The 14508-nt window shown below is 64.8% G+C and carries 17 protein-coding genes; 8 read left to right on the forward strand and 9 right to left on the reverse strand.

Translation table 11 applies throughout. The features are described from left to right. Positions 1–16 precede the first annotated feature (16 nt). Complete coding sequence (locus tag ABE093_RS02285) at positions 17–181, reverse strand: DUF1674 domain-containing protein (RefSeq protein WP_430759236.1); 165 nt, start codon at positions 179–181, stop codon at positions 17–19. Positions 182–209: 28 nt separating this feature from the next. Here ABE093_RS02285 and ABE093_RS02290 point away from each other — a divergent pair, with 28 nt between their 5' ends. After that, a complete protein-coding gene (locus tag ABE093_RS02290; protein WP_430759237.1) occupies positions 210–1034 on the forward strand; it encodes a YgfZ/GcvT domain-containing protein in 825 nt (274 codons plus the stop codon). A gap of 9 nt (positions 1035–1043) precedes the next feature. Here the strand turns inward: ABE093_RS02290 and ABE093_RS02295 are convergent, their stop codons facing one another. From ABE093_RS02295 to ABE093_RS02320, 6 genes are all read right to left on the reverse strand, one after another. Continuing rightward, positions 1044–1787: a hypothetical protein gene (locus ABE093_RS02295; RefSeq protein WP_430759238.1), complete on the reverse strand. Its 744-nt coding sequence runs from the start codon at positions 1785–1787 to the stop codon at positions 1044–1046. A gap of 31 nt (positions 1788–1818) precedes the next feature. Then, a complete protein-coding gene (locus ABE093_RS02300; protein WP_430760059.1) occupies positions 1819–2892 on the reverse strand; it encodes an acyltransferase family protein in 1074 nt (357 codons plus the stop codon). A 2-nt stretch (positions 2893–2894) separates the two neighbouring features. Next, positions 2895–5165, reverse strand: a complete 2271-nt coding sequence (locus ABE093_RS02305; RefSeq protein ID WP_430759239.1) for a thiamine pyrophosphate-dependent enzyme — start codon at positions 5163–5165, stop codon at positions 2895–2897. Between the two features lie 19 nt (positions 5166–5184). Further along, positions 5185–5781 carry a GNAT family N-acetyltransferase gene (locus ABE093_RS02310; protein ID WP_430759240.1) on the reverse strand — a complete coding sequence of 199 codons (597 nt, stop codon included), beginning with the start codon at positions 5779–5781 and terminating at the stop codon, positions 5185–5187. A gap of 27 nt (positions 5782–5808) precedes the next feature. Continuing rightward, the gene (locus ABE093_RS02315) at positions 5809–6978 is read right to left on the reverse strand and encodes an acyl-CoA dehydrogenase family protein (protein WP_430759241.1); all 1170 of its coding nucleotides are present in this window, start codon (positions 6976–6978) and stop codon (positions 5809–5811) included. A gap of 111 nt (positions 6979–7089) precedes the next feature. Next, positions 7090–7929 carry a glycine zipper 2TM domain-containing protein gene (locus ABE093_RS02320; RefSeq protein WP_430759242.1) on the reverse strand — a complete coding sequence of 280 codons (840 nt, stop codon included), beginning with the start codon at positions 7927–7929 and terminating at the stop codon, positions 7090–7092. Between the two features lie 197 nt (positions 7930–8126). On the opposite strand from ABE093_RS02320, the gene ABE093_RS02325 reads away from it, so the two are divergent. Then, positions 8127–8369 (forward strand): DUF6116 family protein, encoded by a 243-nt coding sequence (locus ABE093_RS02325; protein ID WP_430759243.1) that lies wholly within the window; start codon positions 8127–8129, stop codon positions 8367–8369. A 5-nt stretch (positions 8370–8374) separates the two neighbouring features. Then, positions 8375–9145, forward strand: coding sequence for a TatD family hydrolase (locus ABE093_RS02330; protein ID WP_430759244.1), 771 nt, complete (start codon positions 8375–8377; stop codon positions 9143–9145). Here ABE093_RS02330 and ABE093_RS02335 read toward each other — a convergent pair. Further along, positions 9135–9923, reverse strand: coding sequence for a tRNA threonylcarbamoyladenosine dehydratase (locus ABE093_RS02335; RefSeq protein WP_430759245.1), 789 nt, complete (start codon positions 9921–9923; stop codon positions 9135–9137). The genes ABE093_RS02330 and ABE093_RS02335 overlap by 11 nt on opposite strands. A gap of 77 nt (positions 9924–10000) precedes the next feature. Between ABE093_RS02335 and ABE093_RS02340 the strand changes: the two genes are divergently transcribed. After that, complete coding sequence (locus ABE093_RS02340) at positions 10001–10447, forward strand: hypothetical protein (RefSeq protein WP_430759246.1); 447 nt, start codon at positions 10001–10003, stop codon at positions 10445–10447. Positions 10448–10588: 141 nt separating this feature from the next. Further along, positions 10589–11080: a glycine zipper 2TM domain-containing protein gene (locus ABE093_RS02345; protein ID WP_430759247.1), complete on the forward strand. Its 492-nt coding sequence runs from the start codon at positions 10589–10591 to the stop codon at positions 11078–11080. Positions 11081–11157: 77 nt separating this feature from the next. Here ABE093_RS02345 and ABE093_RS02350 read toward each other — a convergent pair whose 3' ends face one another. Continuing rightward, positions 11158–11367: a cold-shock protein gene (locus ABE093_RS02350; protein ID WP_103075443.1), complete on the reverse strand. Its 210-nt coding sequence runs from the start codon at positions 11365–11367 to the stop codon at positions 11158–11160. A 206-nt stretch (positions 11368–11573) separates the two neighbouring features. Between ABE093_RS02350 and ABE093_RS02355 the strand changes: the two genes are divergently transcribed. From ABE093_RS02355 to ABE093_RS02365, 3 genes are read left to right on the forward strand one after another with little or no spacing between them, the layout of a single operon-like run. Continuing rightward, complete coding sequence (locus ABE093_RS02355; RefSeq protein ID WP_430760060.1) at positions 11574–12086, forward strand: DUF456 domain-containing protein; 513 nt, start codon at positions 11574–11576, stop codon at positions 12084–12086. Positions 12087–12107: 21 nt separating this feature from the next. Next, positions 12108–13376 carry a BON domain-containing protein gene (locus ABE093_RS02360; RefSeq protein ID WP_430759248.1) on the forward strand — a complete coding sequence of 423 codons (1269 nt, stop codon included), beginning with the start codon at positions 12108–12110 and terminating at the stop codon, positions 13374–13376. Next, positions 13376–14497, forward strand: coding sequence for a phospholipase A (locus ABE093_RS02365; RefSeq protein WP_430759249.1), 1122 nt, complete (start codon positions 13376–13378; stop codon positions 14495–14497). Before ABE093_RS02360 ends, ABE093_RS02365 begins: the two co-directional genes overlap by 1 nt. Positions 14498–14508: the final 11 nt, after the last annotated feature.

A 14508-nucleotide genomic window follows, 5' to 3' on the forward strand; every position in this document is an offset into this window, starting at 1 on the left:
GTTCGATGCCCGGGAGTCAGAAATCGATGCAGCGCCCGTCCTTCTCCCAGTCCCCGTAACGCGTCGGTTCGAGGCCCGGGCGACCATCGATCTCGCGGACCGGCTGGTGCGTCTCGGGCGCCGCCTCGGGCGCGTCGGGCTTGGGCGGAAGGGCGTCTTCGCCGATGATGTCATCGTCCATCACCTGTTAATGATACGTTCCGGCGGCCATGCCCGACAACCCGAACTCCCTCGCCTTCGCCCTGCCCGGCCAGTCCGTGCTGGAAATCTCCGGTCCCGATGCGGTCGTTTTCATGCAGGCGCAATGCATGAACGACGTCGCCCTGCTCGCCAACGGCCAGTGGCAGTGGAACGGCTGGCTGACCCCGCAGGGCCGGGTGATCGCGCTGTTCGCCCTGCTCCGGCGCGATGCCCAGACGCTGTGGTGCCTGCTGCCCGATTTCCCCGCCGCGACACTGGCGCAACAATTGCAGCGCTACGTCTTCCGCGCCAAGGTCAAACTGCGCCTGCGCGACGACCTGCATGTCGGCGGCCGTTTCGCGATCGCTGCCCAAGCAACCATGGGTGAAGATGCCGCTTCGCTCGACCTCACCACCAGCGACGGGCAACGCGCGTGGTTGATCGCCACGACATCGTTCGCGGACGATGCCGAATCGCAATCCCGCTGGCGCGCCAGCGACCTGCGCCACGGACTGCCGCGGCTTGCCGCCGATGCCGAACCGAAGTGGACGCCGCAACAACTGTCGCTCGACCGCCTGCACGCCTACAGCGTCAAGAAGGGCTGCTATCCCGGCCAGGAAATCGTCGCGCGCACGCATTTCCTTGGGCAGGCCAAGCGCGGACTGGTGTTGCTGGAAAGCGCACAGCCGATTGCCGATGGCGCGAACGTTTCGGATGGGAGCCGCGATGTTGGAACCGTCATCTCCACCGCCGCAAATCTCGCGCTGGCGGTGGCGTCACTGGATGCGACGCCTGCCACGGTTGCTGGTCAAGCAGCAAAGACACTGCCGCTACTCGACGGCCTCGCTCGCTGAATCGCGCGCTCAGGGATTCGCTGCATGCAATCGTGCAGCGAGATCCGCCAGCAATTGCTTCAACAGCCCAAGATCGCTTTTCTCGCCGGGTTGCTCACTGCGATTGACGTACATCATCAGCAGTCGCTGGTTGACCGGCATCATGACAACACCGCTCTGTTCACGTGAGCTGACTTCCTGGCCCATCATCTTCACCGTCTGCGGCACGACGACGACCATCCGCAAGCTGCCGTCTGCGGCTTCCCACAATTCCGGCTTGCCATCGACCCGCGCGCTGGCTTCCACCGGCGTGCCGAGCGTATCGCCCAACCGCTTGGAACCATCGCTCAACAGCTTGCTGCCTGCGGCATTGAGATCCGCCTTCGCCATGCCCGCCTTGATCATCGGACGCACTGCCGTCCAGGTCTTGTCGTCCAGCGGCACGCTCTTGATCTCGCTCGCGGTCGCGATCATGTACATCGGGTATTGGTAGCGATGCTGTAGCCCCTTCGCCTGCGCATCGACATCGGCCATGTAGAGCCCGACCAGCTCGAAACCCTGCGGCAGGAGCTGGCTGAAAACCAGCTTATAGGTCTCGTTCGAGCTCAGGTCCTGGTAGTTGGACGGCAACGGAACGCGCACTTCGCGATCGCCCAGCTTCGCCAGCATCGGCTTGAACGAAGCGTCCACCGCCTGTTGCGCGAACAACGGCGTCGCCATCAGGCACAACGACAAGGCCGCCCAGTGCAGGCGCTTCGCGAACATCTTCATCATTTCGATCTCCCCGGATTCGATACCGATTACGTCAGATTTTCAGATAGATACGCTTGCGATCCATCCACCACATGACGCCCCACCAGAACGCCACGAACACGATGGCAAACGCCAGCGATGCCAGCTTGTCGCCACCCCAGGGCGCAATCCAGCTGGCGAAGGCGTGATTGTAGATGGGATCCTGCCAACCGAGTGCGGGCAGCGAGACCTGCATCAGTTCGGAGCCCGCATAGGCAGCGATGGCGTTGACGCCGAAACGCCGGCCGATCGGCGGCCAGCCGCGTACATCGATCAGCGTGTGACAGGCGAGCAGCGCCAGCATGGCCCAGCCCGCCGTCCACAGCACGAAGGACGGCGTCCACAGGTTCTTGTTGAACGGAAGCCACTGCGACCACAGCCAGCCTAGCGCCAATGCAATGACTCCTGCGACGAACAGCGTTTGCATCCGGCGTTCGCGCAGCCACACGCCTGCGCACAAGCCGATCAGACTGCTTGCAATGGAAGGCAAGGTCGCGAGCAGCCCTTCGGGATCGTGGACTTGCCCCGTCGCCGTGTTGTGATCCCAGACATAACGACCGAAGACCGCACCGTCGACGTGATCGACGATGTTGTCCCATTTCGCCAGCGTGCCGCCCGACATCAGCAACAGCGCATAGCCGCCGAGCAATGCAACGATCGCGATCCACCACGCGCGCCTGGGCGTGTAGATGGCGAACAGCGACACCACCGCGAAACACAGGCCGATCCGTTGCAGCACGCCCGGCCAGCGCATCTCGCGCCCCGGCAGCCACCATGCCGCCAATGCATTGATCGCCAGCCCCAATGCGATGATGCGCACGGCGCGCCACAGCGCCGCGTTGCGCAACACATTCGGCGCAGCCCCCTGCTCCAGTCGTGGCAGGATCGCCAGGGCCACGGACACACCCATCACGAACAGGAAGAACGGGAACACCAGGTCGGTCAGCGTGCAACCGTTCCATTCCGCGTGTTCCAACGGCGCATAGACGTGATCCCAGGTCCCGGGATCGTTGACCAGCAGCATCGCCGCCACCGTCAATCCGCGCAGGGCATCGACCGAGGCGAATCGCAGCGGCTTGGCAGCCAGGTTCACTTCAACGCATCCGCCGCCGCGACGATGTCCTCGTCCTTGGGAATCACCAGGAATGCCGCGCCTGCCAGCGGCGTGTAGGTGTCGGCACCGACCACGCGCTTCAACGGCTTGCCGCCGAAACCGGCCTCGGTGATCGCGGTGATCACGCCTTCGCCGATGCCGGCACTGAAGCGACCTTCGTCGACGACCAGGATGCGTTCGCATTCACCGGCGTGCTTCGCGATCGCGGCGTGGTTGAGCGGCACCAGCCAACGCAGGTCGACCGTGCGCACCTTCCAGCCATGCTTATTCTCGATCTCGCGGGCGGCACGCAGGCTCATCGGCACGCCATTGCCGTAGGTGAAGATCACGCAATCCTTCGCCTCGGGTTCGTACACGCGCTCCTCGCCGACCACCAGCGCTTGATCGGGCGTCGGATATTGGGTCAGCCATTGGCCATCACCCGGCTCGTACAGATCCTTGGTCATGTACAGCGCGATCGGTTCGAGGAAGACGGTGACGCGGCCATCGACCTTGGCCAGCGCCGCCAGCGTGCGCAGCATCATCGCCGCGTCGTCGCCACGCGACGGGCAACCGACTACGAGGCCGGGGATATCGCGCAACGGCGCGATCGAGTTGTCGTTGTGGAAATGTCCGCCGAAACCGCGTTGGTAGCCAAGGCCGGCGATGCGCACCACCATCGGATTGCGGTACTGGTCGTTGCTGAAAAACTGCAACGACGCCGCTTCACCGCGAATCTGGTCGATCGCGTTGTGCAGATAGGCCAGGTACTGGATTTCGGGGATCGGCAGCATGCCCATGTTGGCGAAGCCCTGGGCCATGCCGAGGATCATCGTCTCGTCGAGCAAGGTGTTGAACACGCGACGATTGCCGAAGGCCTTGTGCAGGCCCTTGGTGACGGTATAGACGCCGCCCTTCTGCGCCACGTCCTCGCCGAACAGCAGCGTGTCGGGATACTTGGCGAAGAGGTCGTGCAACGCGTTGTTGATCTGGATGGCGAGATGGCGCGGCGGCAACTTCTCCGGCAGCTTCTCCTCGCTGCCGAAGGCCTTGATGCGCGCGTCCGGCAACGGCGGGCGCTGCGCCTCGGCGGCGACCTTGTCCGGCGTGTACGGCGCCAGCGGCTGCATCACGTGTTCCAGCGTTTCGATGCGCGGACGACGATCGGCGTCCTCGGCGGCCGCGAAACACTTCCTGCGGGTCGATTCGTAGAGATCGAGGATCTCCTGTTTCGACATCAGGCCCGATTCCAGCGCGATCGAAGCGCTGCGCAACAGCGGATCGCTGGCCTCGACCTTCACCAGCTCGTCAACGCTGCGCCACTCGACTTCGAAGTCGGTGCCGGCGTGGCCCATGATGCGGGTCGTGCGCAGGTGCAGGAAGGTCGGACGACGCGTGGTTCGGCAATGCTCGACGGCGCGCAACACGTCGCCGTAACCGTTGGCGAGATCGAGGCCGTCGGCGGTGAAGTAATCGAGATCGGGGCGATTGCGGAAACTCTCGCCGATCCAGCCGCCCGGCGTTTTCACCGAAATGCCGATGCCGTTGTCCTCGCACACGAACAAGACCGGTGCCGGCAGCTTCTGGTAGGCCGTCCACGACGCCGCATTGAACGCGGTCTGCGCGGTAGCGTGATTCGCGGAAGCGTCACCGAAGGAACAGATCGCGATCGAATCATCGGGAATCGGCAGCGGGTGGCCGATGCGGCGCGCGGCTTCGATCGCCACCGCGGTGCCCAGCGCCTTCGGCAGGTGCGAGGCGATGGTCGAGGTCTGCGGCAATACCCACAACGGCTTGCTGCCCCAGACCTTGTGGCGGCCGCCGGATGCGGGATCTTCCGCGCTCGCGGCGAACGACAGCGCCGAATCCATGATCGGATCCATCCCCGGCAGCTTGCGGAAGCGTTCGGCCATGAAACCGCCGCTGCGGTAATGCAGGAATGCGGGATCGGTGTGGCGCGTCGCCCGCGCGACCATCGCGTTGCCTTCGTGGCCGCTGGATCCGATGGTGTAGAAGACCTTGTTCTGCACGCGCAACACGCGCGCCATCAGGTCAAGATGGCGCGAGATCAATTGCGATTCGAACAGTTCGCGAAACCCTCGGGCATCCAGCGCGCTGCCATCGAGGATCGGTTCGTCCGGCGAAGGACGTGCGTCCTTGGTGCCATCCCAGGCGTTGACGAACTCGCTGAAATTGACGTCGCAGACTTCGGCGCGGTTGACGCCCTTCATGCGCGCGGGGATCGGATTCGGGATGGAAGCGAACATGGTGCCTATCGTCGGAACATCAGTTGGATGGATCGACCCCTGCCCTGCGCGCGAACCATTCCTCGCGCGTCTGGGTCCAGATTTCGATGTGATGGGTATCGAGCGGCGGCGGATAGACGCCACGGCCGATATTGCGCGCGCCGAGGCGCTGCGCGACTTTCTGCGATTCGATGTTGGAGGCGTCGATCGACTGGATCACATTCGTCCAGCCGAGCGTCTCGAAAGCCCAATCGATGGCGGCCGTGCAGGCCTCGGTGGCATAGCCCTTGCCGCGTCCGTCGGCGTGGAATGCATAACCGACCTCGGTATCGGGCCAGCCATCGGGGAACCACGGGCCCGCCTGACCCATGAACAGCCCGGACGACTTCTCGATCACCGAAAACATGCCGAACCCTTGCGTGAACCACGCCCCCGGCATCTGCAGGAAACGACGCCAGGCATCGCCGCGCGCCAGCGGTCCGCCGATGTGGTGCGTCGCCGGGTCGGCGAACATCTCGGCGAAGCGCGGGTAATCGGCGATCTCGGGAATGCGCAGGATCAGCCGTTCGCTTTCGACCTGCGGCGCGCCCTCGCGCAGGCGCGCGAACCAGTCGGCATGTTCGGAGGCTGCACTCATCGCGATCGTCCGGTCAGAACGGCGCTCTCAAAAAGCATTGATGCCGGTCAGCTCGCGGCCGACCACCAGCTGGTGCACGGTTTCCGTGCCTTCGTAGGTGATCACCGATTCCAGGTTCAGCGCGTGACGGATCGCCGAGTGTTCCGTGGTGATGCCGGCGCCACCGAGCAGGTCGCGGCATTCGCGCGCGATGTCGATCGCCATGCGGCAGTTGTTCCACTTCGCCAGCGACACCTGCGTCGGCTGCATCTTGCCGGCGTCCTTCAAACGGCCGAGCTGCAGCGACAGCAGCTGCGCCGCGGTGATGCGACGCGCCATGTCGGCCATCTTCAACTGCGCCGCCTGCGTGGCCGCGACCGGACGCCCGAACAGCACGCGTTCCTTGGTGTAGGCCAGCACTTCGTCGAGGCAGGCGATGGCCGCGCCGATCGGCCCCCAGGTGATGCCGTAGCGCGCCTGCGTCAGGCAGCCCAGCGGACCCTTCAGGCCCTTCACGTTGGGCAGGCGGCTGGAATCGGGCACGCGCAGGTTGTCGAAGAACAGCGCCGAGGTCACCGACGCGCGCAGGCTCATCTTGTGCTTGATGGTCTGGGCATCGAACCCCTTCATGCCCTTCTCGACGATGAAGCCCTGGATGCCGTCGTCGGTCTGGGCCCAGACGATGGCGATGTCGGCCATGCTGCCGTTGGTGATCCACATCTTGCCGCCGTTGATCACCCAGTCGCCGCCGTCCTTCCTGGCGATCGTCTTCATGTTGGCCGGGTCGGAACCGCCATGCGCCTCGGTCAGGCCGAAGCAGCCGATCACCTTGCCGGCGGCCATCTGCGGCAGCCACTGCTTGCGCTGCTCCTCGTTGCCGTAGGCGTAGATCGGATACATGCACAGCGACGACTGCACGCTGGCGAAGCTGCGGATGCCGCTATCGCCGCGCTCCAGTTCCTGGCAGATCAGGCCGTAGCTGACGCTGTTGAGGCCGGCGCAGCCGTATTCCTCCGGCAGGGTCGCGCCGAGCAGGCCGAGTTCGGCCATCTCGGAAATCAGGTGCTTGGGGAATTCGCCCTTGTCGAAGCACTCGCCGATGATCGGCAGCACGCGCTCGTCGGTGAAGCGCGCCACCGTATCCTGCACCGCGCGTTCCTCCTCGCTCAGCAGGGAGCGGACGTCGTAGAGGTCGTAGGGATTCAGGGCAGCAGCCATGGGAGCGATACCGGGGGCGATGGATGAAGCCGACCATTCTACCGCCCCGCCACAACGGAGACGGGAGCCTTGCGGCTCCCGTCGTTCCTTGCTTCGTGCTGTCGGATGCGCTTACAGGCGCGTCACCACGCGGCCATCCACCACCGGGAAGCGGTCGGTCGACGGCTTCTGATCGAGGCGGACCACCTTGTCCTTGCCCTCGTAGCGATAGGTCACGTCGTAACCGACGGTCTGGGTACCGGTGCCGACGGCGATGCGCGAGCCCGGGCGCTTGCTCATGCGCTGCTTGCCGACGCTGCCGTCGGGGTTGCGGTAGGTCACGTCGTAGCCGATCAGCTTGTTGGTGTAGCTGGTGTCGTTGACCGTGGTGCACTGGTGATCGGTGCGCTGCACGGTCGCGTTTTCATGGCGGCGATTCTGGATGCGATTGCCGGCGATACCACCACCGACCGCACCGGCCACCGTCGCCAGGTCACGACCCTTGCCGCCACCCACCTGATGACCGACCAGGCCACCGACCACGGCACCGATGGCCGAACCGGTGATGTTGTGCGGATCCTTGGTCGGCGCCTTCTCGGTCACCACCACGTCCTTGCACTCCTGGCGCGGCGTCGTCTGGGCGATCTTGTCGTTCACCGGCGTCACGTCGAGCACGGTGGCGTATTTGGTGGCCTTGCTGCTGACCTGATGCACGTTGGTGATCGGCGCATAGTCCGCCGCCGCATTCGTGGCGTTGTTCGCGGCCTGGCCATGCACGGCATCGCTGGCGCTGTCGGCGGCCGTTGGCTGCATCGTCGGCGTCGCCGCAGGCGTCTGCGGCTGCGCGGTGGCAGCTGCTGCCGTGACCGGAGCGGACGGTTGCGAGGTCGCGGCGTGATACGCGGCGACAGCGCCACCACCCACCAGCAGCGCGCCCAGTCCGACACCAAGAAGCTTGTTGTCGATGTTCATCGTCATCTCCCTAACGGCGGACCACCCGCCTGTCGATGGAGCCATCTAACCTCAGCGCACCTGAACGGAGGCGTGACTTTCGGCCTATGCCGACTGACGGCCCGATAAACATGCAGCCCCCATTCATTCTCAGCCGTGCGATTGCAGAATCGACCTGATACGGTGACGCCATCCCGCCATTGGATGGAACCCGACCGATGCGCCACTTCTTCTTCGCCCCCTTCCTGCGCTGGCTGTCCCGCCTCAGCCATCCCAAGATGTTCCTGATCGTCGGCCTGCTGTTCCTGGTCGACCTCGCCATTCCCAACTTCGTGCCGTGGGACGACATCCTGCTCGGCCTCGGCACCCTGCTCCTGGCCAAAATGAAGAAGAAGGACCCGGGCATGCCGCAGGCCGGCAACGCCACGCCGCCGGTCGAGGGCACCGCCACGCGCCGCTGATCGTCGTGGCGTTGTTCGATTCGCACAGCCACATCGATGTCGACGTCTTCGACGCCGATCGCGATGCAGTCATGGCCCGCGCCCGCGGCGCGGGCGTCGTCGGACAACTGGTGCCGGCGATCTCGGCTGCCGGCTGGCCGCACCTGCGCGATGTCTGCACCGCGTTTCCGGGTGAACTGCATGCCGCCTACGGCATGCATCCGATGTATCTCGACGACCATCGCCCCGAGCATCTCGACCAGTTGCGCGAATGGCTGCAGGATCCGGGTTGCGTGGCCGTCGGCGAAATCGGCCTGGATTATTTCGTCGAGACGCTCGATCGCGAGCGCCAGCAGTTCTATTTCGATACCCAGCTGCGGCTCGCGCGCGAATTCGATCTTCCGGTGGTCGTGCATGCACGGCGCGCGGTCGATGCGGTGATCGCCAGCGTGAAGAAAGTCGGCGGATTGCGCGGCATCGTCCACAGCTTTGCCGGCAGCGCCGAACAGGCGGAGCAGTTGTGGAAGATGGGCTTCCTGCTCGGCATCGGCGGACCGGTGACTTACGAACGCGCGCAGCGTTTGCGAGGGCTGGTCGCGACGATGCCCCTGGAACAGCTGGTGCTGGAAACCGATTCGCCCGACCAGCCCGATGCAGGCTGGCGCGGCCAGCGCAACGAACCCGAGCGCCTCACCGCGATCCTTGCAGCGATCGCGGAATTGCGCAGCGAATCACCGGAAGCCATCGCCACCGCCACGACGGCGAATGCGATGCGGCTGTTGCGTCTCAGCCCTTAGTCTTCAGCAACATCTCCAACGCCTTGCCGACCGCCGCGAACGCGAACGTCCCGGTGATGTGCGTCGCCGCACCGAGGCCGGCGCCGCAATCGAGCTTCAAGGCATCGTCCTTGCCGAGTTGCGGCCGCACGCCGCAGACGCTGCCATCGGCTTGCGGATACCGCACGTTCTCCAGCGAATACACCGCCGGCACTCCGAAATAACGCGCGTGGTTCTTGGGGAAATTGAACTCGCCGCGCAGCTTCTTGCGGATCAGCGACAACATCGCGTCGTGTTCCGTCCGCGACAGGTCGCGCACCCGTACCTGCGTCGGATCGCTGCGCCCGCCCGCTGCGCCCACCGTGATGATCGGCTGCTTGCGGCGACGGCACCACGCGATCAGTTCGACCTTGGCGCGAAAACTGTCGCAGGCATCGAGCACCAGGTCGAAGCCGCCCCCGAGCAGTTCCTCCATGTTCGACGGCGTCAGGAACGACTGCACCGCATCGATGCGGATGTCCGGGTGGATCGCGCGGCAGCGCGCGGCCATCGCTTCGACCTTGGCTTGCCCGTATGCGCCCTCGAGCGCCGGCAACTGGCGGTTGGTATTGGAGACGCAGAGATCGTCCGCGTCGATCAAGGTCATGTGGCCGATGCCGCTGCGCGCGAACGCCTCGACCGCCCATGAGCCGACGCCGCCGATCCCGACCACCGCCACGCGGGCGGCATCGAATCGTTGCAGCGCACCGCTGCCATAGAGGCGGTCGATGCCGCCGAACCGTTCCCGCAAATCGTTCATCCGTACATTTTACCGATGGCCGAACTGCCGGGCGGCCATGTTAAGGTTCGGCCACATCAACAAGGAGGGATGCACCGATGTCCACACCCACCCCCGATTCCCCCAAGAGCGGCTCCGCAAGCATGCGTTATTTCTTCGTCTGGGCGATCGGTCTGGTCCTCGGTATCGTCGCCACGGTGATGATCGGCAATGCGCTGCGGGCGCGCCAGGATCACCTGCCCAAGGCGATCATGACCGTGCAGAAATTCCACATGTCGGTCTTGAAGCGCAACCTTGAACAGAACCGCTGCGCCGCCACCGACACCATTCCGAACTTGCAAACGCTGCGCCGGATGGGTGACGACCTCGAAGCCGCTTTCCCGGACCTGGCGAAGGATGACCGCTTCGTCAAGCACGCCAGCGATTTCCGCAGGGTGATCGATGCATCGCTGGCTTCGCCGCCGACGAGTTGCGAGGGCCTGAAGCAGACGGTCGCGATGATCGGCGACGAGTGCAAGGCCTGCCACGACGACTTCAACAAGTGACCCGTGACGCCGCCTGCACGGCGGTGAACACTGGCTGACGAAAACGGCGCTTCGGCGCCGTTTTCTTTTGCGGTTTCCAGCCCATTCACGAGGACCTCGCCATGATCGGTGCACGCCTTCCCTTCCCCACTGGAGATCGACATGAACCTGCGCAACGCACTCCTCGCCAGCGGCGCGGCCCTGACCCTCGGCGCATGCGCGACCACCGGTCCTGGCTATGGCAACAACGGCTACGGAAACAACGGGTATGGCAATGGCGGCTATAACCAGGGTGGCTACAATCAGGGCTATTGCAGCGATTGCGGCGTCGTCACCCGCATCGACATGGGTTCGGGATCGAGTTCGAACGCACCCACCGGCGCCATCATCGGCGGCATCGTCGGCGCGGTTGCCGGCCGTGAGATCGCCAAGCAGAACACCGACAAGCAGAACCGCAAGAACGTGGCGACGGTTGCCGGCGCAGCGGCCGGCGCAGTGGTCGGCAACGCGATCCAGAATCGCAACCAGAACCAGTACAACGTCACCGTGCGCATGGACGACGGCCGCTTCGTGACGGTGTCGCAGTCCGACGTCAACGGCATCCAGGAAGGAACGCCGGTACGCGTCACCAACGGACGCGCCTGGGCACGCTGAGCACTATCGCCTTTTGCCAGGCAAAGAAAAGGCCCGCTTGCGCGGGCCTTTTCCATATTGCTTGATGCGTCGGTTGCTTACGCGGCTTCGACGGCGTCGGCCTGCAGGCCCTTCTGGCCCTGGACGACGGTGAAGCTGACGCGTTGACCTTCCTTCAGGCTCTTGAAGCCGGGCATCTGAATGGCGCGGAAGTGCACGAACACGTCCTCACCATTTTCGCGGCTGATAAAGCCAAAGCCCTTGGCATCGTTGAACCATTTGACGGTTCCAACTTCGCGGTTCGACATCGGTGTTGCTCCTTGTAACGTTATTAGCGAGTCATGCTGGTCGCAAGGAGGAACGGGCAACGATGGCAAATCACACGATCTGGCGCACCGGCGGGCCACGATTCACGGTGACCCTTGAAACTCAGCAAGCGCACGGTAACTCCGCTTTCGTTAAAAATCAATCACATTCTTGACATTGGCGCCAAACCGGCTTAGACCTGATGAATATCGACAATTCCTTTATCTATCAATTAGTTGCGGCAATCCTGGTGATCGCCGGACTGGTTGGAGTGGTCCTGCCGGCCCTCCCCGGCCTGCCTTTGGTGTTCGCCGGACTGCTGATTTCGGCCTGGGCGGACGGTTTCCAACACGTCGGGGCGGCCATGCTGGTCGTGCTCGGCCTGCTCACCCTGGTCTCGCTGGTGGTGGACTACTGGGCCGCCGCGCACGGCGCGAAACGGCTCGGCGCCAGCCGCATGGCGACCATCGGCGCCGCCCTGGGGATGCTGGTCGGCGGCTTCGTGCTTTTCCCGATCGGGCTCTTCCTCGGCCCCTTCGTCGGCGCACTGGCGGGTGAACTGCTGCATCGGCGCAGCCTGACGCAGGCGGACCTCGGGGCCGCGACCAAGATCGGCATCGGCACCTGGCTCGGCATCGCGCTGGGGATCGCGCTCAAGCTCGCCATCGCCGGATTGATGCTCGGGCTGTTCGCCGTCGATTGGTGGTGGCCCGCGCACTGACCGCGACGGCAAAATACCGACATGACGATGATCCGCTTCCGCACCTTCCTGTTCGCGCTGCTGCTGGCGCTGTCGCTTCCCCTTGCAGCGCAGTCCGTCCCCAGCGACGCCCATCTCGAGCGCCAGATCGCGCACTTGCTCAACGCCCAACCGGCCTTGCGCGGCATTCGCGCCAGCGCCGAAGGCGGCGTGATCACCCTGAGCGGACAGGTCCTCGAGCCCGAACAACGCAAGGCGGCCGCGGACATCGCCGGCGGCATCAGCGGGGTCAAGCAGGTCGACAACGAGATCACGCTGGATCCGGACCTGTCGGTGCGTTTCCGCAGTGCGCTGGACGAGTTGCAGGGCAAGCTGGTGCGACTGGTCGTGAACCTGCCGCTGCTGGTGGTCGCGATCCTGATCGTGGCGATCGCGGCGTGGCTGGGCGGATTCATCAGCGGACGCATGCGCCTGCTCAAGCGCCTGAGCCGGCACAACCCGTACATGGATGGCCTGCTGCGCAACATCGTCAAGACGCTGGTAGTGCTGGGCGGCGTGCTGATCGCGCTCGACCTGCTGGGCGCGACCTCGCTGGTCGGCGCGGTGCTGGGATCGGCCGGCGTGGTCGGCCTGGTGCTTGGCTTCGCCTTCAAGGACATCGCGGAGAACTACGTCTCCGGCATCCTGCTGTCGATCCGCCAGCCGTTCGCGCCCGGCGACACCGTGCGCATCGACAACAACGAAGGACGCGTGGTCGCGCTCACTTCGCGCGCGACCGTGCTGATCACCGCCGATGGCCTGAACCTGCAGCTGCCCAACGCGCTGGTGTTCAAGTCGGTGCTGACCAACTTCACCCGCAATCCGCGCCGCCGTTTCGATTTCATCACGGTGGTCGATACCCGCAGCTCGTGGAACGACGCGATGGACATCGGCATCGCGGCGATCCGTGGCGTCGACGGCGTGCTCGGCGATCCCTCGCCGACCGCGCTGATCAAGGAGATTTCGAACGACGGCGCGACGATGCAGTATTTCGGCTGGATCGACCAGCGCAACAACGATCTTTCGAAGACGCGCAGCGAAGCGATGCGCCAGGTGCGGCGGACGCTGCGCAAGGCCGGCATCGTGCCGCCGTCCCCGGTGCAGTCGATCCGCCTGGTCCGCAGCGAGGACGATGGCATCGACGCAGCTGCCGCCCACGAAATCCACCAGTCGCGCGACACCTCCGCCGATCGCACCCTCGATGCATCGGTGCAGGATGCCCATGCCGCGGAAGATGGACACAACCTGCTCGATTCGAAGGCCACCGAGTGATGACCCGCACACCTGCCCTCGCCATCCTGGCCATCGCGACTTCGCTGGCCCACGCACCTGCGCATGCGCAGGCGGCGCCATCGACGCAATCGGATATCAGCGCCTGCACCGCGATCGAATCCGACAAGGATCGCCTCGCCTGCTACGACACGGTCGCAAAGCGCGGCACGTCCACGCCGGCGGCCGCCGATGCCGCCGCCACGCAGGCGAAGCAGCAGGAAGCCGCGCGCGCCGCGGAACGCGCGGCAAGTCCGCGCAGCGACCTGTATGCCTCGGAGACGGACGATGCGATCGCCAACGCCGGCAAGGGCTCGCTGCTCGACAGTCGCTGGGAGCTCGCGAAGAACTCCAAGCTCGGCACCTGGAATTTCCGCGCCTACAAGCCGGTGTATCTGCTGCCGGCGTTCTGGACCAACCATCCCAACACGCTGCCGCACTCGCCCAATCCGAACAACACGGTGACCACGCCGCAGGACCTGCAGAAGATCGAGGCCAAGTTCCAGCTCAGCTTCAAGACCAAGGCGATCGAGAACCTGTTCGGCGACAACGGCGACGTGTGGATGGGTTACACCCAGAGTTCGCGCTGGCAGGTCTACAACTCGGGCAATTCGCGCCCGTTCCGCGAAACCAATTACGAACCCGAAGTGCTGCTGGTGTTCCGCACCAATTACGAAATCGCCGGATGGAAGGGCCGGCTGGCCGGCATCGGCGTCAACCACCAGTCGAACGGCCGCGCCGACCCGCTGTCGCGCAGCTGGAACCGGGTGATGACGAACATCGGCTTCGATCGCGACAACTGGTCGGTGATGTTCCGGCCGTGGTTCCGCATTCCCGAAAGCCGCGGCAAGGACGACAACCCGGACATCCAGGACTACATGGGCCGTGGCGACATGACCATCGTGCACACCGTGGGCCGCAACGAATTCTCGCTGACGGCGCGGCATTCATTGCGCGGCGGCGACCGCTCCCACGGCGCCATGCAATTCGACTGGGGCTTCCCGATCTCGCGCCAGTTGCGCGGCCACTTCCAGCTGTTCGACGGTTACGGCGAAAGCATGATCGACTACAACCACCGCGCGACCTACGTCGGCTTCGGCATCTCGCTGCTGGAGTGGTACTGAGCCCCGAACCG

Origin of the sequence: Solilutibacter silvestris (genome assembly GCF_050574925.1) — a bacterium.
GTDB lineage: Bacteria > Pseudomonadota > Gammaproteobacteria > Xanthomonadales > Xanthomonadaceae > Solilutibacter > Solilutibacter silvestris_A.

Excerpts from the sequence above, each read along its gene's own strand:
- ABE093_RS02285 (WP_430759236.1), bottom strand. The coding sequence starts at position 181 with ATGGACGATGACATCATCGGCGAAGACGCCCTTCCGCCCAAGCCCGAC.
- ABE093_RS02290 (WP_430759237.1), top strand. The coding sequence starts at position 210 with ATGCCCGACAACCCGAACTCCCTCGCCTTCGCCCTGCCCGGCCAGTCC.
- ABE093_RS02295 (WP_430759238.1), bottom strand. The coding sequence starts at position 1,787 with ATGATGAAGATGTTCGCGAAGCGCCTGCACTGGGCGGCCTTGTCGTTG.
- ABE093_RS02305 (WP_430759239.1), bottom strand. The coding sequence starts at position 5,165 with ATGTTCGCTTCCATCCCGAATCCGATCCCCGCGCGCATGAAGGGCGTC.
- ABE093_RS02310 (WP_430759240.1), bottom strand. The coding sequence starts at position 5,781 with ATGAGTGCAGCCTCCGAACATGCCGACTGGTTCGCGCGCCTGCGCGAG.
- ABE093_RS02315 (WP_430759241.1), bottom strand. The coding sequence starts at position 6,978 with ATGGCTGCTGCCCTGAATCCCTACGACCTCTACGACGTCCGCTCCCTG.
- ABE093_RS02320 (WP_430759242.1), bottom strand. The coding sequence starts at position 7,929 with ATGAACATCGACAACAAGCTTCTTGGTGTCGGACTGGGCGCGCTGCTG.
- ABE093_RS02325 (WP_430759243.1), top strand. The coding sequence starts at position 8,127 with ATGCGCCACTTCTTCTTCGCCCCCTTCCTGCGCTGGCTGTCCCGCCTC.
- ABE093_RS02335 (WP_430759245.1), bottom strand. The coding sequence starts at position 9,923 with ATGAACGATTTGCGGGAACGGTTCGGCGGCATCGACCGCCTCTATGGC.
- ABE093_RS02340 (WP_430759246.1), top strand. The coding sequence starts at position 10,001 with ATGTCCACACCCACCCCCGATTCCCCCAAGAGCGGCTCCGCAAGCATG.
- ABE093_RS02345 (WP_430759247.1), top strand. The coding sequence starts at position 10,589 with ATGAACCTGCGCAACGCACTCCTCGCCAGCGGCGCGGCCCTGACCCTC.
- ABE093_RS02350 (WP_103075443.1), bottom strand. The coding sequence starts at position 11,367 with ATGTCGAACCGCGAAGTTGGAACCGTCAAATGGTTCAACGATGCCAAG.
- ABE093_RS02360 (WP_430759248.1), top strand. The coding sequence starts at position 12,108 with ATGACGATGATCCGCTTCCGCACCTTCCTGTTCGCGCTGCTGCTGGCG.
- ABE093_RS02365 (WP_430759249.1), top strand. The coding sequence starts at position 13,376 with ATGACCCGCACACCTGCCCTCGCCATCCTGGCCATCGCGACTTCGCTG.